This window comes from Sorangium sp. So ce128 (assembly GCF_051525245.1).
Classification (GTDB): Bacteria; Myxococcota_A; Polyangia; order Polyangiales; family Polyangiaceae; genus Sorangium; species Sorangium cellulosum_B.
In genome coordinates this window covers 9,011,729-9,034,180 of record NZ_CP150313.1, presented here as the reverse complement: position 1 = coordinate 9,034,180, position 22,452 = coordinate 9,011,729, and the positions used below count along the sequence as shown (strand labels likewise).

At 71.7% G+C, this 22,452-nt stretch carries 18 protein-coding genes; 9 read left to right on the top strand and 9 right to left on the bottom strand.

What is annotated here, in order from left to right:
* Positions 1 to 79 precede the first annotated feature (79 nt).
* Positions 80 to 622, bottom strand: a complete 543-nt coding sequence (locus WME82_RS34415) for a hypothetical protein (RefSeq protein ID WP_157907074.1) — start codon at positions 620 to 622, stop codon at positions 80 to 82.
* Positions 623 to 664: 42 nt separating this feature from the next.
* Here WME82_RS34415 and WME82_RS34410 point away from each other — a divergent pair, with 42 nt between their 5' ends.
* Both WME82_RS34410 and WME82_RS34405 read left to right on the top strand, forming a co-directional pair.
* Positions 665 to 1,270 carry a hypothetical protein gene (locus WME82_RS34410; protein ID WP_438038759.1) on the top strand — a complete coding sequence of 202 codons (606 nt, stop codon included), beginning with the start codon at positions 665 to 667 and terminating at the stop codon, positions 1,268 to 1,270.
* Between the two features lie 11 nt (positions 1,271 to 1,281).
* Positions 1,282 to 3,126 (top strand): hypothetical protein, encoded by a 1,845-nt coding sequence (locus tag WME82_RS34405; protein WP_438038758.1) that lies wholly within the window; start codon positions 1,282 to 1,284, stop codon positions 3,124 to 3,126.
* A gap of 67 nt (positions 3,127 to 3,193) precedes the next feature.
* On the opposite strand, the gene WME82_RS34400 is transcribed toward WME82_RS34405, so the two are convergent.
* The 6 genes from WME82_RS34400 to WME82_RS34375 all read right to left on the bottom strand — a co-directional run bounded on the left by WME82_RS34400 (position 3,194) and on the right by WME82_RS34375 (position 7,903).
* Entirely contained in the window at positions 3,194 to 3,442 is a 249-nt protein-coding gene (locus tag WME82_RS34400) for a hypothetical protein (protein ID WP_437543878.1), read from the bottom strand.
* A gap of 229 nt (positions 3,443 to 3,671) precedes the next feature.
* Complete coding sequence (rraA, locus tag WME82_RS34395) at positions 3,672 to 4,154, bottom strand: ribonuclease E activity regulator RraA (RefSeq protein ID WP_437740728.1); 483 nt, start codon at positions 4,152 to 4,154, stop codon at positions 3,672 to 3,674.
* 64 nt (positions 4,155 to 4,218) lie between these two features.
* Positions 4,219 to 5,610 carry a sigma 54-interacting transcriptional regulator gene (locus WME82_RS34390; RefSeq protein WP_438038757.1) on the bottom strand — a complete coding sequence of 464 codons (1,392 nt, stop codon included), beginning with the start codon at positions 5,608 to 5,610 and terminating at the stop codon, positions 4,219 to 4,221.
* Positions 5,611 to 5,759: 149 nt separating this feature from the next.
* Complete coding sequence (gene grxD / locus WME82_RS34385; RefSeq protein WP_438038756.1) at positions 5,760 to 6,686, bottom strand: Grx4 family monothiol glutaredoxin; 927 nt, start codon at positions 6,684 to 6,686, stop codon at positions 5,760 to 5,762.
* 154 nt (positions 6,687 to 6,840) lie between these two features.
* Positions 6,841 to 7,359, bottom strand: coding sequence for a hypothetical protein (locus WME82_RS34380; protein WP_438038755.1), 519 nt, complete (start codon positions 7,357 to 7,359; stop codon positions 6,841 to 6,843).
* Positions 7,360 to 7,546: 187 nt separating this feature from the next.
* Entirely contained in the window at positions 7,547 to 7,903 is a 357-nt protein-coding gene (locus WME82_RS34375; protein WP_438038754.1) for a hypothetical protein, read from the bottom strand.
* A 152-nt stretch (positions 7,904 to 8,055) separates the two neighbouring features.
* Here WME82_RS34375 and WME82_RS34370 point away from each other — a divergent pair, with 152 nt between their 5' ends.
* Both WME82_RS34370 and WME82_RS34365 read left to right on the top strand, forming a co-directional pair.
* Entirely contained in the window at positions 8,056 to 8,706 is a 651-nt protein-coding gene (locus WME82_RS34370; RefSeq protein WP_438038753.1) for an RNA polymerase sigma factor, read from the top strand.
* Positions 8,703 to 8,969, top strand: a complete 267-nt coding sequence (locus tag WME82_RS34365; protein ID WP_438038752.1) for a hypothetical protein — start codon at positions 8,703 to 8,705, stop codon at positions 8,967 to 8,969. Before WME82_RS34370 ends, WME82_RS34365 begins: the two co-directional genes overlap by 4 nt.
* Positions 8,970 to 9,036: 67 nt before the next feature.
* Here the strand turns inward: WME82_RS34365 and WME82_RS34360 are convergent, their stop codons facing one another.
* Positions 9,037 to 12,060, bottom strand: coding sequence for a beta-propeller domain-containing protein (locus WME82_RS34360; RefSeq protein WP_438038751.1), 3,024 nt, complete (start codon positions 12,058 to 12,060; stop codon positions 9,037 to 9,039).
* Positions 12,061 to 12,535: 475 nt separating this feature from the next.
* Between WME82_RS34360 and WME82_RS34355 the strand changes: the two genes are divergently transcribed.
* Entirely contained in the window at positions 12,536 to 13,405 is an 870-nt protein-coding gene (locus WME82_RS34355) for a hypothetical protein (RefSeq protein WP_438038750.1), read from the top strand.
* 195 nt (positions 13,406 to 13,600) lie between these two features.
* Here the strand turns inward: WME82_RS34355 and WME82_RS34350 are convergent, their stop codons facing one another.
* Positions 13,601 to 16,462: an Hsp70 family protein gene (locus WME82_RS34350; RefSeq protein WP_438038749.1), complete on the bottom strand. Its 2,862-nt coding sequence runs from the start codon at positions 16,460 to 16,462 to the stop codon at positions 13,601 to 13,603.
* Positions 16,463 to 16,593: 131 nt separating this feature from the next.
* On the opposite strand from WME82_RS34350, the gene WME82_RS34345 reads away from it, so the two are divergent.
* The 4 genes from WME82_RS34345 (at position 16,594) to WME82_RS34330 (ending at position 22,361) form a co-directional block, all read left to right on the top strand.
* Positions 16,594 to 17,103: an OmpA family protein gene (locus WME82_RS34345; protein ID WP_438038748.1), complete on the top strand. Its 510-nt coding sequence runs from the start codon at positions 16,594 to 16,596 to the stop codon at positions 17,101 to 17,103.
* Between the two features lie 613 nt (positions 17,104 to 17,716).
* Entirely contained in the window at positions 17,717 to 18,370 is a 654-nt protein-coding gene (locus tag WME82_RS34340; protein WP_438038747.1) for a hypothetical protein, read from the top strand.
* A 219-nt stretch (positions 18,371 to 18,589) separates the two neighbouring features.
* Entirely contained in the window at positions 18,590 to 19,570 is a 981-nt protein-coding gene (locus WME82_RS34335) for an aldo/keto reductase (RefSeq protein WP_438038746.1), read from the top strand.
* Positions 19,571 to 19,919: 349 nt separating this feature from the next.
* Positions 19,920 to 22,361, top strand: a complete 2,442-nt coding sequence (locus WME82_RS34330; protein WP_437740715.1) for a GH36-type glycosyl hydrolase domain-containing protein — start codon at positions 19,920 to 19,922, stop codon at positions 22,359 to 22,361.
* Positions 22,362 to 22,452 lie beyond the last annotated feature (91 nt).

The following is a 22,452-nucleotide window of genomic DNA, read 5'->3' as shown; positions in this document are numbered from 1 at the left end:
CCCGCGCGGGCGCCGCGCGCGAGGGCTCCGCCGCCGGTCGCCTCTCCCGTGGCAGGCGACCAACAGGCGAGGGCGTCGATCAGAAGACGACGCCGAGCGAGAGCGACCCCATGAGCTTGATCTTCCCCGCCTTCTCGTAGAAGGAATACTGGTAGGGGCCCGCGGTGATCGTCACGGGATCGGCGAGCGCCACGCCGATCCCGAAGCCTCCCGACATGGCGAATCCGCCGTCTCGGCTGAGCACGTTCGTGCTTCCCACCATGCCGCCGAGGACGACGCTGCTCACATCGCCGCGGCCCTCGAGCCGCCCGGGAGGGGTGATGACCGCCTCGAACGACTCGTAGCCGAGGCGTCCTTTCACCCAGAAGCCCCGCAGCGCCTTGCCTTCGACGTAGACGCCGACGTCGGCCGCCAGCGCGTAGCCGGTCGTGTCGAGCGACGCGTCCTCGAGCGAGCCCCAGATCCACGACGGCGCGATCCCGATGGTGAGCGGCCCGATGATCGCGACCTCGCCCTCGAACGTCATCTTCCCGAACAGCAGATCCAGGGCGTTGTAGCGGACCGACCAGCGGCAGCAGGTGGACTCGGGGGGCTTCGGGGGTGGTGGGGGCCCGGCCGGCAAGGCATAGCCCTGACCATAGCCAGGCGGCTGCTGAGGATAGCCTTGCTGAGGATAACCTTGCTGGGGGTATCCCTGCTGAGGATAACCTTGCTGCTGAGGGTAGCCTTGCTGAGGATAACCTTGCTGCTGAGGGTAGCCTTGCTGAGGATACCCCTGCTGCTGAGGATACCCCTGCTGCTGAGGGTAGCCTTGCTGAGGATACCCCTGCTGCTGAGGATACCCCTGCTGCTGAGGGTAGCCTTGCTGAGGATACCCCTGCTGCTGAGGATACCCCTGCTGCTGAGGATACCCCTGTTGCTGAGGATACCCCTGCTGCTGAGGATACCCCTGCTGCTGAGGATACCCCTGCTGCTGGGGATACCCGGACGGCGCCTGGGCAGCTCCGCCGGGCTGCGCCTGGCCCTGCGGGAGCGGCTGAGCGTTCTGTTGCGCTGTCGCCGCTGGCGCGAGGAGGAGCGCGCCGAGGCCGAGAAGGAGGCCGCAAGCTGCCGGGCGGAGAGCTGCCCCGGAGGAGGGCGCGCGCGCGGGGCCCAGACCCGTGGTGAAAGCGCAATCCATGGCGGTGGACTGTACCGAATCCCGAGCACGCCGGCTACACGCGTGCCGCGAACCGTCGCCGCGCTCGCGCGCGCGATCTCCAGCCTGTAATCTCCGTCCCGATGCCGCCAGTCCCCGAAGTCGTCGCCGTCACAGAACTCGCGCCCGGAAGCGCCGCCGCGGCCGTGCCGGCGGTCGATCCGCGCGCCGAGCGCGGCGCCGAGACACCCTCGGCCGAGCTCGATCGTGCGCTGTCCGAGCTGGGCGACGCCGCGCTCGGGTTCGCTCGCATGCCGGCCCTCGAGAAGGCCTCCCTGCTCCGCTCGTCGCTCCCGGGCCTGCTCGCCGCCGCGCGCGCCGAGGTCGAGGCGTCGTGCGCCGACCGGGGGCTCGATCCCGGCTCGGCGGCGAGCGGCGAGGCGTGGCTCGCGGGGCCTTGCGTCACGCTCTCGCAGGTGCGCCGCCTGGCCGAGGCGCTCGAGGACATCGCCGCGCGCGGACGCCCCCGGCTCGGCCGCGGGGCGGTGCGCGCCCGCGCGGACGGCCGGATCGAGGTGGAGGTGTTCCCGACGCGCCTGAAGGACACCGCCCTGCACGGGCCCCTCCGCGTGCGCGTGCTGATGCAGCCCGGGGCGACGCGCGAGGGCGTCCGGGAAGAGCAGGCGCGCTTCTACCAGCGGCGCGACCCCGAAGGGGGCGTCGCGCTGGTGCTCGGCGCCGGCGACGTCGCCGGCGTCCCCCTCCGGGAAGCGCTGCACAAGCTCTTCGTAGAGGGGCGCGTCGTGGCGCTCGCGATGAGCCCGCGGAGCGCGCCCCTCGGCGCGCTTGTCGAGCGCGCCCTCGCGCCGCTCGTCGCGCGCGGGCTCCTCCGCTTCGTCTACGGCGGCGCCGAGTCGGGCGCCTACCTCGCGGCTCACCCCGCCGTCTCGGAGGTCCACGTCACCGGCCCGGCGGGCGCGCACGACGCGCTCGTCTGGGGGCCACCGGGCCTGCCGCAGGCGCGCCGTCGGGCGTCGGGAGAGCGGCTGCTGGACAAGCCCATCTCCTCCACGCTCGGCGGCGCCAGCCCGGTCCTCGTGATGCCGTGGCTCTACGGCGGCGACGAGCTCTGGTTCCAGGCGAGGTGCCTCGCGAGCCAGGTCGTGAGCGGCGCGTCGCACGGCAGCCATGCCGCGAGCGTCCTCGTGCTGCCCAGGGGCTTTACGCAGCGGCCGCTGCTCTTCCGGATGCTGCGCCGCGCGCTCGCCGCCGTGCCGCCGCGGCGCGCCGCCCACCCGGAGGCCGAGGCGCGGTACGCCGGGCTCACGGCCGGGCGCGCGCCGATCGAGCCCGAGCGCCTCGAGGCCTCCGCCGACGTGCCGCTGCCGTGCGGGGTCGCGCGGATCGGCGCGCCAGGGCCGGGCGAGCTCCCCTGGACGCTGATCGCCGGGCTCGCCGCGTCGGACGCCGCCGAGCCGCTGTTCTCGACCGAGCCGCTCGGCGGCGTGCTCTCCGTCGTCGAGGTCGGCTCGAGCGATCCGGTGGAGTTCCTGGAGGCGGCGACCCGCTTCTGCAACGACCGGCTCCGGGGCAGCCTTGGCGCGACGATCGTGGCGCACCCGATGAGCGAGGAGGACCCCGCCGTCGGGGCCGCGCTCGACCGCGCGCTGCTCGAGCTTCGGTACGGCGTGATCGCGGTGAACCAGGCGCCCGCCGCCGCGCACGCGGCCGTCGTCCCGCCCTGGGGTGGCCACCCGGGCTCGACGCTCGCCGACATCCAGAGCGGGCTCGGCTTCGTGCACAACACAGCGATGCTCGCGCAGGTCGAGAAGACCCTCCTGCGCGCGCCGCTCACCGCCTTCCCGCGGCCGCCCGGCTTCTACGATCACCGGCGCTCCCACGTCGTCGGGGAGCGGCTCGCGGCCTGCGCGGCGGATCCAGGGTGGGGGAGCGTCGCGCGCGTCGTGGCGGCCGCGCTGCGGGGCTGACCCGGCGTCGCGCCCCCACCTCGATCTCGTCGCGATTCCGTCTCGTTCCGCCGCGGTGGCGCGGCGATCAGGAGGGGAGCGACGAGCGGAACTCCTTCACCTTCTCCACGATCTCGCGCAGCGCGTGCCGCGAGGCCTCGGAGACGTCGTCGGCCAGCTTCTCGGCGTCGAGGAGCTTGGGCTCCAGCTTGTCCCACGCGTCCTTCGCGTCCATGCCGGCAAGGTGGAGCCTGACGCGGATCTCGTCGCGCAGGGTCTGGAGCGACTCCAGGCTCTTGTTCAGATCGCTCTTCAGTTCCGATGTGATGTTGCCCATTCTTGTCCTCCCGATTCTACGAGTGTTGATCGCTCCTTCCCTGCTCGTGATGCATTGGCCGCGCCAGTTGGCGCGCTTCGACGCGGCGCGCGACGTTCACGCGTCCTGACCGGATCCGAGCCCAGCCATACCGGGCGCAGCCGCCGCGCGCCCTCCTCTCGAGGTGTGGCAAAAGCGCCCAGGGACGTGCGTTTTGCCGCACCTGGGACGCGAGCGCGTGTGCGGGCTCTCAGGCAAGTTGCGCCTGCGCGCAAACGATGCCGTCATGATCGGCATAGACGAGCTCGCCAGGAACCCACGTGACGCCGGCGAACGTCACGGCGATGTCGCGGTCCCCCGCGCCCTTCTTGGCGCTCTTCCTCGGGTGCGTCGCGAGGGCCTTCACGCCGATCGGGATCTGGCCGATCGCCTCCGCGTCGCGGATGCACCCGTGAACGATCACACCGGCCCAGCCGTTCTGGTGGGCCATGGCGGCGATGTTGTCTCCGAGGAGCGCGCAGCGGAGGGAGCCGCCTCCGTCCACGACCAGCACCCGCCCCTGGCCGGGCTCTTCGAGCGCCTTGCGGACGAGCACGTTGTCCTCATGGACCTTCACCGTGGTGATGCGCCCGTGAAACAGCCGAGCTCCGCCGTAATCCCGGAAGATCGGATCGGCGACGAGGACGTCCGGGTGCTCGTCGCATAGATCCGTGGTTCTGATCTCTGAGCTCATGAAGACTCCCCGTCCGCCTTCCTAGGTCGTCGACCGTTGGATTCAACCGCTCATCCGCCGCCGGTCACGAGGGCTCGTGGCGCTCGCCGTCCTTGGCGGAGGGGAGGGAGGCGCCGCCCTTGCGCTTGCCCGCGCTGGCGAAGGCCGCCGAGTCGACGCCATGCCGGGCGAGCCACCGGCGCAGCTGGTTCCGGTGCATCCCGAGCGAGCGCGCCGCCCGCGTGACGTTCCCCTGCTCGCGCCGCAACGCCGTCTCGATGGCGAGCCGCCGCATCTCCGGCGGCGCCGGCGTGCGCCTCGCGACCTCCGTGATGTCGAGGCCCGCGGACGGCGCGAGATCCGCCACCTCCACGACGGTGCGCCCGGCCGCGAGCGCCGCGAGGCCCGCCTGCCTCACCTCGCAGAGCAGCTCCCGCACGTTGCCCGGCCACGCGCGCAGCGCGCAGCACTCCAGGAAGCTGGCCCCCGGCGCGAGCCGCGCGCCGGTGCGCCTGAGCTCCGCCGCCACCAGCCAGGGGATCTCCTCGAGCCGCTCCGTCAGCGACGGGATCCGCACCTCGGGCCGGCCGATCCGGTAATAGAGGTCGTCCCGGAACCGGCGCGCCGCGACCTCGGCCTGGAGATCCTTCAACGTGGCCGCGCACAGGCGGAACTCCACCTTGCGCGGGCGCGTGTCGCCGAGCGCGACCACCTCCCGGGTCTCGAGGACGCGGAGCAGCTTCGGCTGAACCGACGGATCGAGCTCCGCGATCTCGTCGAGGAACAGCGTGCCGCCGTGGGCAGCCTGGATATAGCCCTCGGCGTCGGCGGTCGCGTCCGAGTAGGCGCCCCGCCGCGCCCCGAAGAACAGCCGCTCCGCGAGGCCCTCCGGGATCGCGGCGCAGTTCACGGCGACGAAGGGGCCGCCCCGCCCCGTCGCCGCATGGTAGGCGCGCGCCCCGAGCTCCTTGCCCGAGCCGCTCGGCCCGGTGAGCAGCAAGGTATCCCCGCGCATCCCCGCGCGGTGGATCGCCTCGCGGACCTGCCTGAGCGTGGGGCCGACCAGCCCGTCCTCGTGCTCCAGGACCCCGCCGCGCTGGAACGGCTCGATGTCCATGGTGAAGCGCAGCAGCGTGCTCCCGAGCCGGATCACGCGCGGGAGCGACGAGAAGACCTGATCCTCGATCTGCGCTCCATCGACGAAGGTGCCGTTCCTGCTGCCGAGATCGGTGATCCGGAGACCCGCGCCCGACAGCGCGATGCGGGCGTGCCGGCGCGACACCTGCTCGTCCTCGACCACCACCGTGTCGTCCGCCGCTGCGCGGCCCAGCACGACCGCGCCGCCCTCGAGCGGGATCGGCGCGCAGGCAGGCTGGCCGCGGGCGAAGATGACCACCAGGCCAGGCGTCGCCCCCTCCGGCGACGCCGACGGCGCGGTGTCGGACGCCCTGATCGTCGACTGATCGTCGGCACCCACACCTTACGCATACATGATCCCACGCCGGCCCTGAAGGCTCTCGGATGTTGGCCGTTGTGGTTGAAAAAATCTATCGAGAAGCGATGCCCGCGCCTCTCTCGTCGTGGGTGTGCGGTTGCTCGTTGTGGGCGTGCCTCTGGCCGAGGCGCTCAGTACCGCGGCACCGAGGGGTCGACATCTTGCGACCACGCATCGATTCCGCCCTGGAGGTTGTAAAGGTTCCTGTAGCCCTTCGCGAGGTAGTGCTCGGCGGCCGCCTGGCTGCGGCCGCCGTGGTGGCAGTGGAAGACGATCCGCGCGTCCTTCGCGAGCGTCTCCAGGTACCGCTGCCCTGCCTGATCGAGGTGACGGGCCCCCTCGATCGTGGCGATCTTGCGCTCCTGCTCGGTCCGGACGTCGAACAGCTCGATCGCCTCGCCGCTGTTCAGAAGGGCCTTGAGCGCGGTCGACGAGATCTGCTTGACCTTCGGCGGCTCGTTCGGGCTCTCCAGCTTGAAGCCGCCGCCGGAGGGGCCCTCGACGAAGTCGATCGACAGCCCCTCGGCGCGCCGCGCGCTCGCGCGGTCGAGCAGGAACACCGCACCGCCCGCCTGGGCCTCGACGTCACCTGCCTGCCGCGGGCCGAAGTAAAGGCCGTAGTTGTAGGACGGGTCGATCTCGATGTGGACGAAGTCGGCCTCGGACTCTTTCGCGGCCGCGAACGCCGCGAGCGCCGCCGCGGTCACGCGGAGCGTGGGCGGCGCCTGCGCCTCGCCCTGCGCGAGCCCGAGCGCCTTCACGAGCTCCCCGGTCGCGTGCAGCTCCTTCACGATGTCGCAGCCGCCGACGAACTCGCCGCGGACGTAGAGCTGCGGGATCGTGGGCCAGCTCGAGAACTCCTTGATGCCGTCGCGCAGCGCGGGATCCGAGAGCACGTCCACCGTCTGGTACTCGGGGAGGTGCTCGTCGAGGATGTTCACCACCGTGGCGGAGAACCCGCACTGCGGCACGGTGCGCGTGCCCTTCATGAACAGGACGACATCGCTCTCGCGGATGATGGTGGCGATCCTGGCCCGCATGGGCTCGCTGAGACTCATGTGCTTGCTCTCCCTGCGCGGCGGTGGCGGTGCGGTCGGCTCCCGCGCGCGTCCGCGGGCCTCTCGCTAGCATGAGCAAAGCACGGCAGCGAGGCCCTCCAGCCGGCCTCGCCCGCGTCGACCGAGGGCGGAGCGCGCCGCCTCCCCTGCGCGCTCAGCGGCCGAGCAGGAGCCCCAGGACCGCCGCGATCGCGGCGAGGGTCGCGATGAGGGCCGGCGCGCCGAGCTCGGCGCCGAGCCTACGGAAGCGCCCGCCGTTCGCCGTCGGAGAGCCCGCGAGCGCGTCCGACGGGGGCGGCGGGACGCGGTGCACGCCCGGCGACGCCGCGCCGTCTTCGCGGAGCTCGACGAGGAGCTGATCGAGCGGGGCGTGCTCGCCGAACGGGCGCACGAGGCGGAGCGTCACGCCGCCGCTGAGATCGGGGGGGAGCCGGAGCCGCAGCGTCCTCGCGGCGACCTCCGCCGGGGCGCGGTGGGCGCCGCTCCGGGCGCAGCTGTCGCAGCCGCCGCCGTCGCAGCGGGCGCAGGTGACGCGGGCGGGCACGGCGATCTCGATCTCGGCGCCGTCGCGCGCCCACGCCGCCGGGACGGCGATCGCGAGGCGGCCTCGAGAGCCATCCGAGGCGTCGAGGCCATCGCGATCGATCAGCTGCGCGAGCTCGGCTCTGCCCATGGACCTTGTGTGCCGCACCCGGGCCCCGGCGCCAAGCGCCGGCGCTGGGCGAGACCCGCCGCCGCGCTCCCGGCCGCCCCCTCCGCCGGGGAGCGTGCGTCCTCGCGGCCGCGCGGCCGCGTGGCCCGCCGGCGCTCACGAATGCGCGTCGCGCGGCTCGCCGCGGCGCGCGCCGCCGCGCCGCGTATCACGCCGCCCGACCGGCGCGCAGGACGCCCACCGCCGAGAGCAGGCACGCGATGGCGAGCAGCAACCCGCCGAGCGACCCGGGCCGCGTGCTCTCCTTCAGCCCCACGATGAGCACACGCGCGAGCTCGCCGTCAGGCACCTTCGCCGGGTCGGACAGGGCGCTGAACACCGCGCCGAGGTCGATCCACGTCGCGTGGATCGTCGCGACCAGCGTCGTCAGCCCCATGGCCGCGATGAACCCGAGCTTCCCGGGCTCCGGCCGCCGGGCGAACTGCAGCCCCGCGCCGACCGTGACCATCCCGAAGACCAGGATAGGCCACATCCCCCAGCCGCCCTCGACGAAGAAATCGAACATCGGTGCCTCCCTCTCGTCTGCTCTTCTCTGCCTGCCGCGTGTCGTCGCCGCCGTCGTGTGCGCCGGCCTTCACGAGCCCCAACGCGGCGCCGCGGATCCCGTGACCGGAAAACTTCCTTGTCACGCCCGCAGCCCTCGCGCGTTATGCCGGCGTGGAGAGGGAGGGCGCAGCAGCTCCGTCCGACGCCGAGCTCGCGGCTCGCCTGAGGCGCCGCGATCCGCGCGCCTTCGACGAGCTCTACGCGCGTTACCACCCCCGGATCTTCACCTTCCTCGTGCGCCTCTCCGGCCGGCGCGACGTCGCCGAGGATCTGTTCCAGGACACCTGGCTCGCCGTCGCGCGCCACGCCGGCCGGCTCGCCGAGGACACCGATCTCGCCGCGTGGCTGTTCACGATCGCCAGGAACCGCTACCGGAGCCACCGCCGCTCCGCCTTGCTCGACCTCGCCCGCGCCGCGCTGTTCTCCCGCGAGCCCGCGCCGGCCGCGCCCGAGCCCGAGGGCACGGCGGACGCCCGAGCCGACGTGGCGGCGCTGGAGGCGGCGCTCCGCGACCTCGCGGCGGTGCACCGCGAGGTGTTGCTCCTCGGGGCCGTCGAGGGGCTCGACACGGCGCAGGTCGCCCAGGTGCTCGGCATCCGCGAGGACGCCGCGCGCAAGCGCCTGTCGCGCGCCCGCGCCGAGCTTGCGGCCCGCCTCGAAAGGCGAAATGCTGAGCGGCCCCGGCGGGGATCGACGACCTCGATCTCCGCCGCGGACGCCGCGGATGCGACGGATGGACAGACGCGAGGAGGTTCTCGATGAAGCCGTTCTCAGGAGAGGATCCTCTGGCGAGGGGCCTCGCCGATCTGCCGCCGGTCGCCCCGCTCGAACCGGCCCGGGCCGACGCGGTCCGGCGCCTCGCCCGCGACGCGCTGGTGGAGCTGGTGGAGACGGAGCGCCTCGCGCCGAGCACACGGCTCACGCTCGCCTGGTCGGCGGTGATCCTGCCGGGGCTCCTGCTGAGCTCGGGCTGCGTGTACGTGTGGGATTCGGTGCAGAAGATCGGGCAGATCTACGGAGGGTAGCGGCCGGGCGGCGCCTTCGCCGCGCTGCCCGTGACGAGCGGTGCGCGGCGAAGGGGCGGCGCGTGGATCAGTCGCCGAGGTCGACGACCTCGAGCCCGTGGTACCAGAGCGCGCAGAGCGCGGTGTCGCCGGAGATCGTCACCTGCGAGACGTACGACGAGAGCTCGCCCTTCATTTCGAGCGTCAGCTCGTCGAGGTCGGCCGCGTCGAGCACCGAGAGCCCGGGCGGGTTGTAGCCGGCGAGGAGGAGGCGCGTCCCGTCCACCGCGCGCGGCCAGCCGGCGTCGGGGCTCGAGAGCTCCTTCATCGCGACATCGATGCTGCCTTCCTCGAGCCCGCTGGCCACGAGGATCCCGGACGAGTACGCGCCCCCGCCCACCGCGTCGCCCACGGCGTAGTACCCGGAGGTGTACATGAACACGCGGTCATCGCCCACGAACACCTGGTCCAGGCGGGTGTCGTCGTCGAGCGTGTGCTCGTCCCGGAGGCGCGCGCTCGCGCTGCCGACGTCGAGCAGCTTGAGGGTGTGGCGCGTCCCGCGGCAGACGCCGGGGCCATCGTAGTTCTCCTGGTTCGCCGGCACGAATTCAGCGTAGTAGCTGAACGCGCTGTAGCACTCCTGGTAGCTCGCGACCTCGAGCTCGACCGCCTCGTAATCGATCGTGAGCGCGCGGTCCGACGCGGCATCGAAGGTCAGCAGCGAGCCGGGCACGTTGACCGGCGTCCGCACGACCGCCGATGAGGGATCGGCCACGTCGATGCGGTCGATGTAGAAGCGCGCCCTGGAGGCGTCGTTCGACAGCGGCACCCAGTGCGACGTCAGCACGGTGGTGCCGTCGAGCTGCAGGCCTGTGTAACCGGCGCCGTCCGGCAGGGGCAGCGAGCGGTGCGTCGGGCTCGACGGGTTCGAGAGGTCGATGATCTCGAGCGACGGATCGCGGGGCTGCGGCGGCGGGGCGCCGCTGCCGTCCTCGTAGTAGTAGTACTGGTCCTCGACGTTGCGGAGCACGAGCGTGCTCCCTGCCTGGACCACGGCGGCGCCCGCGGGGACGACCCTGCCGTAGTACCCGTTATAGTAGAGCGCGTTGCTGGTGAACGGCAGATCGCGCTGGCTCGCGATCCGGGGGGCTTCGGGGTTCGTGAGATCGATGACGGCGAGGCTCGTCTTCGTCGAGTCCGCGTACGAGGGCCAGAGCAGGTAGGCGTATTGCCCGTGCGCGAAGAGCTGCGCGTTGACGAGGCCGGACCCGTAGCAGTCGCTCTTCGATCCGGAGGCCAGCGTCGCGAGGTCGAGCTTCCCGATCGGCTCGGCGCGCCCCGGCTCCGCGGCGTACACGACCTCGAGCGCCGCGGCCTGTGTCCACCAGTCCGCGCCCATGCGGATCACGAGATCGCCGGTGGCGACCGTGTTGCTGACGACCGTCGCCAGGGCCAGGTCGGCGGCCTCGACCGGGGCGTCGCGATCCTCGATGTTGAACGTCCCGACCTCCTGGTCGGAGACGGCGAAGAGCCGCGTGTCGTGGACGAAGGCGCGGCGCGCCTGGCCGCGCGCCGGCGCCGAGCCGCGCTTCGTGAGCGTGTCGGCCGTGAAGTCGACAAGCTGGACGCCGCTCTCGTACGAGCCGCAGCCCTCGGCCTCGTCGATGTCCCAGCCGCTGTAGGGCACGAGGATGGTGCCGAGATCGTCGAGGATGGTGAAGGCCTTGTGGATCCGGTCCTGGCCCTCGGCGAAGCTCGCCCAGTCGCCGCCGAAATGGACGCGCTCCAGCATCGTGGGCTTCGCGAGGTCGGAGACGTCGAAGAGCGAGACGTGGAGCGAGCCGCCCGTGGCGGCGTTGTCGAAGCCGAGGGCGAGCAGCCGGTCGCCGCGCGGCTCCATGTGGTAGACCCAGCCGGGCATCTCGAGCTCGCCGAGCTGGGCGGGGTGCTCCGGATCGCTGAGATCGATGGTGAAGAGCGGGTCGGTCTGCTCCGCCGTGATCGCGTAGGCGCGGTCGCCGTCGAAGCGCACGGAGCGCAGCGTCTCGGGCCTGGGCAGGGTGAGCTCGGTGAAGCCGAGGGGCGTGAGCTCTTGCGAGGACGCGACGGCGAAGGTCTGGACGCCGGGCAGCGCGTCGGTCCGCCAGAGGCCGGGCTGGCTGACGACGCGGAGGACGCCCTCGTGCTCGTCCATCTGCCAGCGGCTCTGGATCTGGCCGACGGCCTCGACGCTCGCGCCCTCGACGAGCGCGCCGCCGGGATCGGAGATGTCGACGACCTGGATGGTGGAGTGCCCCTCGTCGGTGCCGTCCCACTCGATGCCCGCGATGTACATGCGGTCCTGGGTGACGCTCACGCTGCGCTGCCACCCGTAGTCGTTGGGGTCGTCGTCGTAGCTCAGCTGATCGACCACGGCGATCTCGGCGGGGGCGCCGACGGCCAGGGAGGTGATCGTGGTGTTCCGCGACTGCTTGCACCCCCAGCAGCCGCCGTCCTCGAACGTGACGGTATAGAGCACGTCGCCGACGATGCGCGAGTCGGAGATGGCGCCCGGCAGGTCGAACGAGCCGATCTGCTGGATATCCGCCGGGTCGGAGACGTCGAGCGCCTCGATGTGGCTCGATTGCTCGTAGGAGTACTCGCCGGTGGCCGCGTCGTAGATGTATTGGGTCCACGACGAGAACATCGCGTAGACGACCCCGTCGCGCAGGTACATCTCGAAGGGGATCCCGCTCGCCCGGTAGCGCCCGAGGAGGCTCAGCCGGTCGCGCCGGGAGATGTCGATGATGCTGAGCCCCGAGTACTGCGAGAGCGCGTAGAGCTTGCCGTCCTTGACCTGGATGATGTCGGCCTCGGTGATCGCGCGCTCGGCGTCGCCGTCGGCCGGGGGCGCGGTCGGGGCGCCGTCGCCTCCGGTGCCCGCTGAGCCCTCGCCGCCATCCCCGGCCGTATCTCTTCCACCGCCGGCCCTCGGATTGTCAGAGATGAAATCGGTCGAGCCGGTTTCGGAGGAAGGCCCCGTCGAGCCTTTCCCGCAGCCGGTGAGTCCGGCCGAGGCCGCCGCCGTCGCGAGGACGAGCCAGCCGGCGTAAGTTCGAGACAGGAAGGTCATAGTTCACCTCGTTGAGGACGAGACACAGGGCGTCATGTCTGCGCCGGTGCGCGTGCGCTGTTCAGGTCCCGTGCCCGGCGCACTTAGCAAATAACGGGCCACGCGGAGCTTCGCGAAAAATCCAAGGAATTTGCGGGTATTACCGCGGCCTGTGCCAGAGTGTGCGGCCGGCGGGTTGCCGGCGGTCATGGGCCTGCCCGCAAGGCGTGCGCCGTGACGATGTTCGATGCCCCGATCCCGGGGTGAGCTCTCATGACCTGGAGGCGGCTCACGCGGTTTGTGGGCGGCTGCTCGTCATCGCCAGAGCATCGCGTCTGCGCGCGTGGATGCGTGGGGGGGCGCCGGCGCCGTGCTTGGCACGAGGTGTGAATCCTGGCGCCCGCGGCTGCCGAATGGCAGGTTCGTCTATCTCTTGATAGGAGGCTTGACGATGGATCTTTTCAGCAAACGTCACCGACTTGTCGTTGCGATGCTCATGCTCTTCGTACCTTTGCTCACCGGCGCCAAGGGCAAAGGCTGTCAGGGCCCGATCGAGGGCGGGGGGGCTGACCCTGGGGGAGGTGGGGTGGCGGGCGGCGAGCCGGCCTCGTGCCAGGTGACCGGCTGCAGCGGCCAGGTCTGCGCGGACGAGGACGTGGTCACGGACTGCGAGTACCGTGAGGAATATGCGTGTTACAAGGAGCACGGCGTGTGCGAGCGGGGCGCGTCGGGCGAGTGCGGCTGGCGGGCGACGCCGGAGCTCGAAGCGTGCCTTGGCGGCGGCGAGCCTGCGCCGTGCGTGGTGACCGGCTGCAGCGGTCAGGTCTGTGCCGACGCCGATGAGGAGGTGGTCACGACCTGCGAGTGGCTCGATGAATACGCGTGTTACAAGGAGCACGGCGTGTGCGAGCGGGGCGCGTCGGGCGAGTGCGGCTGGCGGGCGACGCCGGAGCTCGAGGCGTGCATTGGCGGCGACAAGCCTGCGCCGTGCGTGGTGACCGGCTGCAGCGGTCAGGTCTGCGCAGATGAGGACGTGGCCACGACCTGCGAGTACCGGGAGGAGTACGCGTGTTACAAGGAGCACGGCGTGTGCGAGCGGGGCGCGTCGGGCGAGTGCGGCTGGCGGGCGACGCCGGAGCTCGAGGCGTGCATTGGCGGCGACAAGCCTGCGCCGTGCGTGGTGACCGGCTGCAGCGGGCAGATCTGCGCCGACGAGGGTGTGGATATCGTCACCACGTGCGAGTGGCTCGAGGAGTACGCGTGTTACAAGGAGCACAGCGTGTGCGAGCGGGGCGCGTCGGGCAAATGCGGCTGGCGGGCGACGCCGGAGCTCGAGGCATGCATCGGGGCGGCTTCCGGCGAGTAGGGCGGGTGCAGTTCAGGGGCCGACTTCGCCGCTGACCGCTGCGGCGGCGATCTCTGCCATGATCACCCGCCGAGCGAAGGAATCTCGACCTGTGACCGCCTGAGCCCGGAGGTGGTCTGCGGGGGTGTGGACGGCGCCTGCTCTTTCTGGAAGTGAGGCCGCCAGTGGACCTCGAAGCGCGCAGAAGGGCTTTTGCTACTCGCTCACAAGCCGCAGCCCCACCGGCAGCCCCTCTCCAAAGAACGCCGCGCGCTCGGACTCCTCGACGGCCACCACCTCGCGCACCGCCTTGAGCCACGCCTCGGGGGCGCCCACCTTGACGAGCCGCCGCTCCACCTCGCCGCGGACCCGGTCCGAGACGTCGCGCGCCCGGTCCCCGGTCCTGCGCGCGAGCTGCACCGCGGCCGGCGCCGCGGACGGCAGATCCTGCCACTTCTCGCGCAGCAGGTGGTCTATCCACCGCTCGGCCGCCGCCGGCGACACCACATGGTGGACGCTCGCATACGCCGGAACGCGCGCGCCGAGGCGGCCGATCGCCGCCCAGAGCCGCGCGTCGCGGTCGGTCCATGTGCGCTCCAGGATCCACGCGCCGAGCTCGCTCCGCCGGCCGGCGGGCACGCGCTCGAGCGACGCGCAGAGCTCGAGCAGATCATCGAGCGCCTCCGGCTTCACCCCCTTCGGCTTCTTCAGCCGCTGCTCGGCCGGGGCCAGGAACGGATCCGCCAGATCCCGGATCGCGACCTGCAGCGGCTCGTCGAGGCCGCCCGCGATGCGGCGCCAGGCGATCCAGAACTGCTGCCAGGAGCGCGCCTCCTGCGGGAACGCCAGCCGCTCGGCGAAGAGCGGCGCGAGCGCGGCGACGCGCGCCGGGTCGCCCGCGTCGCCGAACCCGGGGCGGAGGCAGTAGCCGGCGAGCGACCAGAAGACGCGCTCGTGATCGGCCGAACGCCGCCGCGAGCGCGCGCTCGGGACGAGGGCGTCGAGCAGCGCCCGCGCGGTCTCCGTCGTCCAGGTGGCGCGCTCCCCGAGGACGCGCTCGAGCTCGCGCACCAGGTTCTTCGCCTCCCGCGGCGCCACGTCGGGCCGCCCCTTGCCGAACACCCGCTCGATCGCCTCCCGGGCCTCGTCGAGGCGCTTGCCGCCCGGCGCCGCCGCGGCGTGAGGCCTCGCCTGCGCCCGCTCCGCCGGGGCGCCGCCCTCGGCCTCGGCGGCGCGCGCGCCGCGGCCGTCCTCGCGCAGCTGGAACGCCAGCCGGAAGCGGCGCGGCGCCGCGGCGTCCACCTCGACGCAGGCGAGATCCAGGGTGCCGATCGCGGTGAGCTCTCCCTCGATCTGCACCCGCACCTCCGCCTGCTTGCCGGTCGCCGCGCGCGCCGCGTCCCCCGCGTCGAACGCCACCGCGATCGGCGGCAGCGCCTCGAACCGGTCGTCCTCGAGGGGGACGAGGTCGCCCGCGCGAGCGACGCGCGCGTCGTCCGACGCGAACAGGTCGAACCGCACCGGGCGCCCCACGACGAGCGCGAAGGTCCGCCCGGCCGCCGCGTGGACGCTGCCCTCCTTCGCGCCGCGCGGCACGACGCAGACCGCCGGCCGCGGCCCCCCGCCGGCGGGCGGCTCGAGGCCGACGTAGTAGCCGCGCGCCGCGCCCCCCTCGATGCGCACGCCGCGGCCCGCGAGGGCGAGGCCATACGCGACCGCGCCCCGCGCCACCGCGAGGTCGGGATCGGCGTGCGGGAGCAGATCGAGCGGCGGGCCGCCCCAGCGCTCGACGACCTGCGCGAGGCGCTCCGCGACGCGGCGGGCGCGGAAGACGCCGCCGTTCAGGAGCAGCGCGGTCGGACCTCGCGCCTCCGGGGCGTGGCGCGCGAAGAACCAGGCCACGTGCCGGGTGATCGCGACGTCCCGCTCGTAGGGCAGGCCGAACGCGACGAGCCCGCTCCGCCCGCGCTGCGGCCGGGCGTCCCGCGGCGCGTCCGGGAAGAAGCCGTCCAGCACGACGCCCTCGACCTCGTCGCGGCCGAGGCGCGTCGTCAGCGCGCCGCCCACGAGCCGCGCGCCGTGCGAGAGCACCGTGACCGGCGCGTCGTCCGGCGGCGCAGGCGCGGCGCTGCCGGCGCCGCCGGACGAGGCCCCGCCGGCGAGCAGGCGCTCCTTGGCGGCACGGCAGGCCAGTACGAGCTGGCCGAAGCGCGCCGGGTCGAGCTTCTCCCCTGCGCCCACGAGGCGCGGCTCGGAGAGGTGGGCGAGCGCGAGGTCCATGTTGTCGCCGCCGAGCAAGAGGTGGTGGCCGACCGCGACGCGGGAGACCTCAAGGTGGCCCTTGGCCGCGCCAGCGCCCCGGGCGACCCGGATGAGCGACAGATCGGTCGTGCCGCCGCCGACGTCGCAGACGAGGACCATCGCCTCGCCGCCCGAGCGGTCGAGCAGGGCGTCGAGGCCCTCGGCGCCGGCGAGCCGCATGAAGTCGTAGAACGCGGCCTGCGGCTCCTCGAGGAGGCGCGCCGAGAGTCCGGCGCGGCGGGCGGCCTCGACGGTGAGCTCGCGCGCGACCTCGTCGAACGAGGCCGGGACGGTGAGCACGACCTCCTGCGCCGCGAGCGGGCGCTCCGGGAAGGCGTCGTCCCAGGTGCGCCGCACGTGGGCGAGCATCCGGGCGCTCGCGTCGAGCGGCGAGACGCGCGGCAGGGAGGCCGCCTCCTCGGCCGCGCCCCATGGCAGGATGGGCGCCGTGCGGTCGACGGCGGGGTGGCAGAGCCAGCTCTTCGCCGAGGCGATGAGCCGCCCGGGGATCTCGCCGCCGCGCCGGCGCGCATGCTCGCCGATCGCGAAGGGCGCGTCGCCGAACGGATCGGCGGGCGCCTCGCCGGGGAGGGGCGCGTAGAGCAGGGACGGCAGCAGCGGGCGCGCCTCGATCTCGGTGGCGGTCACGAGCTGCGGGATCGAGAAGACGCGGATCGCACCGGGACCGGCGTCGCGCTCCGCCCACGCCACGACGGTGTGCGTGGTGCCGAGGTCGATTCCGACGATCAGGCTCGGGCTCTTCGCGGGGGCGGACATGCGTGCGCGCAGCAACGATACTGGATCGCCGCGGCGCATTCCGCAGGTCCGGCGCGCCGCCGCGCCGGCCCGCGCGCGCCCGCGCGTTTCTTCCGGTTCTTCCGGGCGATTCCCCGTGCTAGAGCCGCGAAATGCGAGCGAACCGAGCGATCTGGCTTGTGGTCCTGGGCGCCCTTGCGGCGGGGTGCGGGTCGGCGACGACCGAGATGTCGGTGGCGGCCAGCGCGGCGCCGCCGCCGCCTCCTCCTCCCGTGGCCGTCCAGCCGGCGGCGCCTGCCGAGGCGGTCATCGAGGGGGATCGCATCAAGATCGCCCGGCCGATCTTCTACGACCTCGACAAGGACGAGATCCGGCCGGAGTCGTTCTCGGTCCTCGACGCGGTGGCCAACATCCTGCGGACGCACCCGGAGATCACCGCGCTCACGGTCGAGGGCCACACGGACAACCAGGGCAGCGTGGAGCACAACATCAAGCTGTCCGAGCGCCGCGCGAACGCCGTCGTCCGCTACCTCGTCCAGCGCGGCGTCGCGACGCCGATGACGGCGCCGGGGTACGGCGCCGGCGCGCCGCTCTGCTTCACGAACGACGAGGGCTGCCGCGCCATGAACCGGCGCGTGGAGTTCCGCATCAAGTCGAAGTGACCGGCTGGCGGCCGAACGAGGCCGCCCGCTCGTCGCTCCAGGTCCGACACGCTCCTCCCCGCGCCTGCTCCCCCGGCCATCCGGGCATCGGAACAACAGGCCAGGTTAACACAGACCCTCATTCGAAATCGACTGATTTCGTCGACGTCAGCGCGGTCGCGTACTTCGCGCATTGTGCGGGGCAGCGGTCGCGAGGTTTGTTGCCGGGTTGCCGGGTTACTGCGCACTGCCCCACTGGTTGTTGGTCACGTGGGTCACGTGGGTCACGTCGGTCGCATCGCCGTGCGCCCCGCGAGGCGCACGGCGCGCGAGCGCGAGCGCGAGGATGCCTGTCCGTCTGTGCGCCTGTGGGACAAGCGACTCCCAAAGATGATTGTGTTGCAAATTTGTATTGAACGGCGTCTCTCGATCGTACTTAATACATCACGGGAATCCGCGCGCTGAGTGCGACGCGCCAGTTCGAGCAACTCACTGCATTGCAAGGTGGATCATGGCGAGCGTTCGTCGTCGTATGCTGGAGATCGCTTGTCTCGTCCTTCCGGGGCTCGCGTGGCTTTCGCCGCGCACCGCCGATGCGCATCACGCCGACCATCTCAGGTGGGCGGAGAGCCTCGTGGACAACATCAGCCCTGAGAACAACGAATACAACTCGAGCCCCAGCTTCATCAGCTGGGCCGGTGTGGCCGGCGCGCGGCGCTACGCGAACCGGACGCAGTGCGCCACCTTCCTGACGGAGCTGCTCAAGCGGGGCTACGGCTTCACCGAAGCGTCGCTCGACGACTGGCTGGGCAGCCGGAGCCCGAGCGCGGCCGCCTACTACGACGCCATCGTCGAGGAGAACGGATTCGAGAGGATCCACGACCCCAAGGACGCGCGCGCCGCCGACATCATCGCCATCCGCTACCCCGCAGGCGAGTCGTCGACCGGGCACGTCGCGATCCTCCGCCGGGCGCCGAGGGCGAAGCTCCCCGTCACACCCCTCGTCGCGGGCACATTCCAGTTCGAGGTGAGCGTGGTCGACTCGACGAGCACGCACCACGGCTCGTCCGACTCCAGGTACGCCTCGAGCGGCCGGGGGGCCTCCGGCGCCGGCTACGGGACGATGAGGCTCTACAGGAACACCTCGGACGCCATCGTCGGGCACACCTGGAGCACGGCCGCCGTCACGGCCTATTACCCCACGACAGTGCGCCAGGTGGTGATTGGCAGGCTGGTGTTCGAGGACGACGATCGGTCGGACGACGACGACGACGACGACCGGTGGTAGCGAGGGGCCGACGGCCACCTCCGCGTGCCCAAGGCTCGTCCCTGACGGTTGCCCCTCGCTCGGCTGCACGCTGAAGACGGCGTCAGCCCCCCGGGCCGCGGCCTCGATGAGGAGAGCGGCGTACCCGCCGCCGCTCGCCCGAGCCGCGTGACTGCATGGATCCAGGCCTCGGTTTACGTGCGACCTGTCGGTTGGTAGAGTCCTCTCCAGGAGGGCCGTATGCGCGAGCCGAGCGAGACGGGAAGTGCCGATGGTGGCCGTCGTGACGTGCCGGGAGCGGTCGCCCCGACCGCAGCGGCCGCGGCGGTCGGGGCAGCCGGCCGCCCGTCGCCTGCGGCGCCTGCGGCGCCTGCGGCCGGCGAAGCGCCGGCGCGCACGCTCGGGCGGACCGGCGCGCAGGTGGAGCCGGTGTCGCTCGGCGGCGAGGGGATCCTCCGGACGACCGGCCGTCACCGCGAGGCGGTGCCCGTGATCCTGGAGGCCCTGCGCCTCGGGGTCAGGTACTGCGACACCGCGCCTGCATACCAGCAGAGCCAGGACTACTACGGTGAGGCCTTCCGCGCCGCCGGCCCGAAGGCGCGCGAGCAGGTCTTCCTCGCCTCCAAGACCCACGCGCGCGATCGCGACGGCGCGCTGCGGCTGCTCGACGACAGCCTGCGTCGGCTCGGGACAGACCACCTCGATTCATGGCAGCTGCACGATCTGCGGGAGCTCGAGGAGCTCGACGCCATCTTCGGCAAGCGGGGCGCCATCGAGGCCGTGGAGCAGGCCAGGGCGGACGGCCGCGTGCGCCACGTCGGGATCACCGGCCACCACGACCCGCGGATCCTCCTGGAGGCGATGCGGCGTTATCCTGTGGATACCGTGCTCTGCGCGGTCAACCCCGCAGATCCGGCGCGGCTCCCGTTCCTTACGACCGTGGTCGAGGAGGCGCGGCGGCGCGGCGTCGGCGTCATCGGCATGAAGATCATGGCCGCGGGCCGCCTGCTCCAGGATCGCGCCGCGAGCGCGACCGAGCTCATCCGCTACGCGGCGAGCCACGCCGACACGGTGATCATCGGCTGCTCGTCGATCGCCGAGGTGCGCGAGAACCTGGGCGCGCGGTCCCTCTCCTTCCCGATGCCGCCCGCCGAGCGCGCCGCGCTGGAGGCGCGCGTCGCGCCGCGCGCCGGCCGTTACGACACGTTCAAGGCCGGTTGAAGCGGCGGATACGCGGCTCCGCGAGCGAGGCGCGGCCCGCGGAGCTGCGGTGTGTAAAATTTTTCCTTCGCTGCAATCACGGGTTGTCTGCCGCACACGAGCCATGCGCCAACACGCGCCAACACGCGCCAACACGCGATAGCGCGCGACGGAGCGCGGCGTTCTTCCTGGCAAAACGCCGGCGAGCGCGCCCCCAGGCCCCGTTGACAAGCGGAGGTGCCGGGGTCTAGAGTGGCGGCCCTCTGAGCTCGCTCGGAGGCCCCAGGCCTGACAATCATCGGCTTATCCGACCCGGGGCAGCGCAGCCTCCGGGTTTTTTTCTGTCGCTATCCACGGAGACCGCGCGTCCATGAGCAATCAGTACGGCCACTTCGACGACGAGAGCCGCGAGTACGTCATCACCCGGCCCGACACGCCGCTGCCCTGGCTCAACTACCTGGGTTCGGACGAGATGTTCGGCCTCTGCACCAACACGGCGGGCGGCTACACGTTCTGGAAGGACGCCAAGCTGCGCCGGCTCACGCGCTACCGGTACAACAACGTGCCCATGGACCTCGGCGGGCGCTACCTGTACGTGAACGACGGCGGGGTCGTGTGGAACCCCATGTGGAAGCCCCTCAAGACGGCCCTCGATCGCTACGAGTGCCGCCACGGCCTGGGCTACACGAAGATCACGGGCGAGAAGAACGGCGTCGAGGTGGAGGTGCTCTACTTCATCGTTCCCGGCGAGAACGTGGAGATCTGGCGCACCCGGGTCACCAACAAGAGCGGCTCGAAGAAGGACATCCAGCTCTTCTCCTATCAGGAGTTCTGCTTCTTCGAGGCGCTCAACGACATGACGAACTACCAGCGCACCTACTCCATCGGCGAGGTGGAGATCGAGGGGAGCGCCATCTACCACAAGACCGAGTTCCGCGAGCGCCGCTCCCATTACACGCTCTTCGCCTGCACGCGCGCCATCGACGGGTTCGACACGAGCCGTGACGCCTTCTGCGGCAGCGTCCACCACGGCCTCCACGAGGCCCAGGTGCCGGCCAAGGGGAAGGCCACGAACTCCAAGGCGTTCGGCTGGAACCCGATCGGCAGCCACCAGGTGAGCCTCTCGCTCGAGCCCGGCGCGAGCGAGACGATGAGCTTCGTGCTCTCGTACGTGGACCACGGTGACCTGCCCAAGTTCAAGGCGCCCTTCGTCCTGAACAAGCAGAAGGGCAAGGAGATCCTCGCCAAGTACTCGGCGCCGGGCGTCGTGGACGGCGCGTTCGCCCAGCTGAAGGCGGACTGGGCCGGGATCCTCTCGAACTTCCAGGCCGACTGCCCGGACGAGCACGCGAGTCGCATGCTCAACACCTGGAATCAGTACCAGTGCATGGCGACCTTCAACCTCTCTCGGTCGGCCAGCATGTACGAGACCGGCATCGGCCGGGGCATGGGCTTCCGCGACTCGAACCAGGATCTCCTGGGCTTCGTGCACCTCGTCCCCGAGCGCGCCCGCCAGCGCATCCTCGACATCGCCGCCACCCAGCTCAGCGATGGCACCTGCTACCACCAGTACCAGCCGCTGACGAAGAAGGGGAACGCCGACATCGGCGGCGACTTCTACGACGATCACCTGTGGCTGATCCTCTCCACGTGCGCGTACATCAAGGAGACCGGCGACAAGGGCATCCTCAAGGAGGCGGTGGGCTACGCCGACAAGCCGGGCTCCAAGGAGGACCTCCTTCACCACCTGGAGACGTCCATCGCCTACACGATGAAGAAGCGGGGCCCGCACGGCCTGCCGCTGATCGGCCACGCGGACTGGAACGACTGCCTCAACCTGAACTGTTTCAGCACCGAGCCCAACGAGAGCTTCCAGACCGCGGGCGACGTGAAGGACTCGAAGGCCGAGTCCGTGATGATCGCCGGCCTCTTCCTCTATGCCAGCCGCGAGATGGCCGCCCTGTACGACTGGATGGGCCAGAAGTCCGACGCCGCGCGCATGCGCGAGCAGTACGCCGAGATGCTGGCCGTGGTCGAGAAGGAGGCCTGGGACGGCGAGTGGTACCGCCGCGCCTACGACGCCGAGAGCCGGCCGGTCGGGAGCAAGGAGAACGAGGAGGGGAAGATCTTCATCGAGAGCCAGGGCTGGTGCGTCCTGGGCGGCGCCGGCGCGGACAACGGCCGCGCCAAGCAGGCGATGGAGAGCGTGCACAAGCACCTCTACACGAAGAACGGCATCGTTCTGCAGCAGCCCGCGTACTCGACCTATCACCTCGAGCTCGGCGAGGTCACCTCGTATCCGCCGGGCGTGAAGGAGAACGCGGGCATCTTCTGCCACAACAACACCTGGATCCACCTCGGCTGGTGTCTCCTGGGCGAAGGGGAGCGCGCGCTGGAGTACTATCTCTCCATCTGCCCCTCGGCCAAGGAGAGCCAGATCGAGACCTATCGCGCCGAGCCCTACGTCTATGCGCAGATGATCGCCGGCAAGGACGCCCCGGTCTTCGGTGAGGCCAAGAATGCCTGGCTCACCGGCACCGCGGCCTGGACGTTCGTGTCCGTCAGCCAGGGGATCCTCGGCGTGCAGCCCCAGTACGACGGCCTGAAGCTGGATCCCTGCGTGCCCAAGGCGTGGAAGAGCTTCTCCATCTCCCGCCGCTTCCGCGGCGCCACCTACGAGATCAGCGTCAAGAACTCGGGGGTGTGCAAGGGCGTGAAGAAGCTGACCGTGGACGGCAAGACCGTCGCGGGGAACGTGATTCCCCTGTCGCCGGCCGGCTCGACGGTGCGCGTCGAGATCGAGATGGGCTGAAGGCCCTCTGGCGGAGCGCGCCGCGCGATGGCGGCGGCGCGCTCCGCGTGCGCTCGTCCTGTCCGCGCGACTCCACGTAACGCGCGCGCCG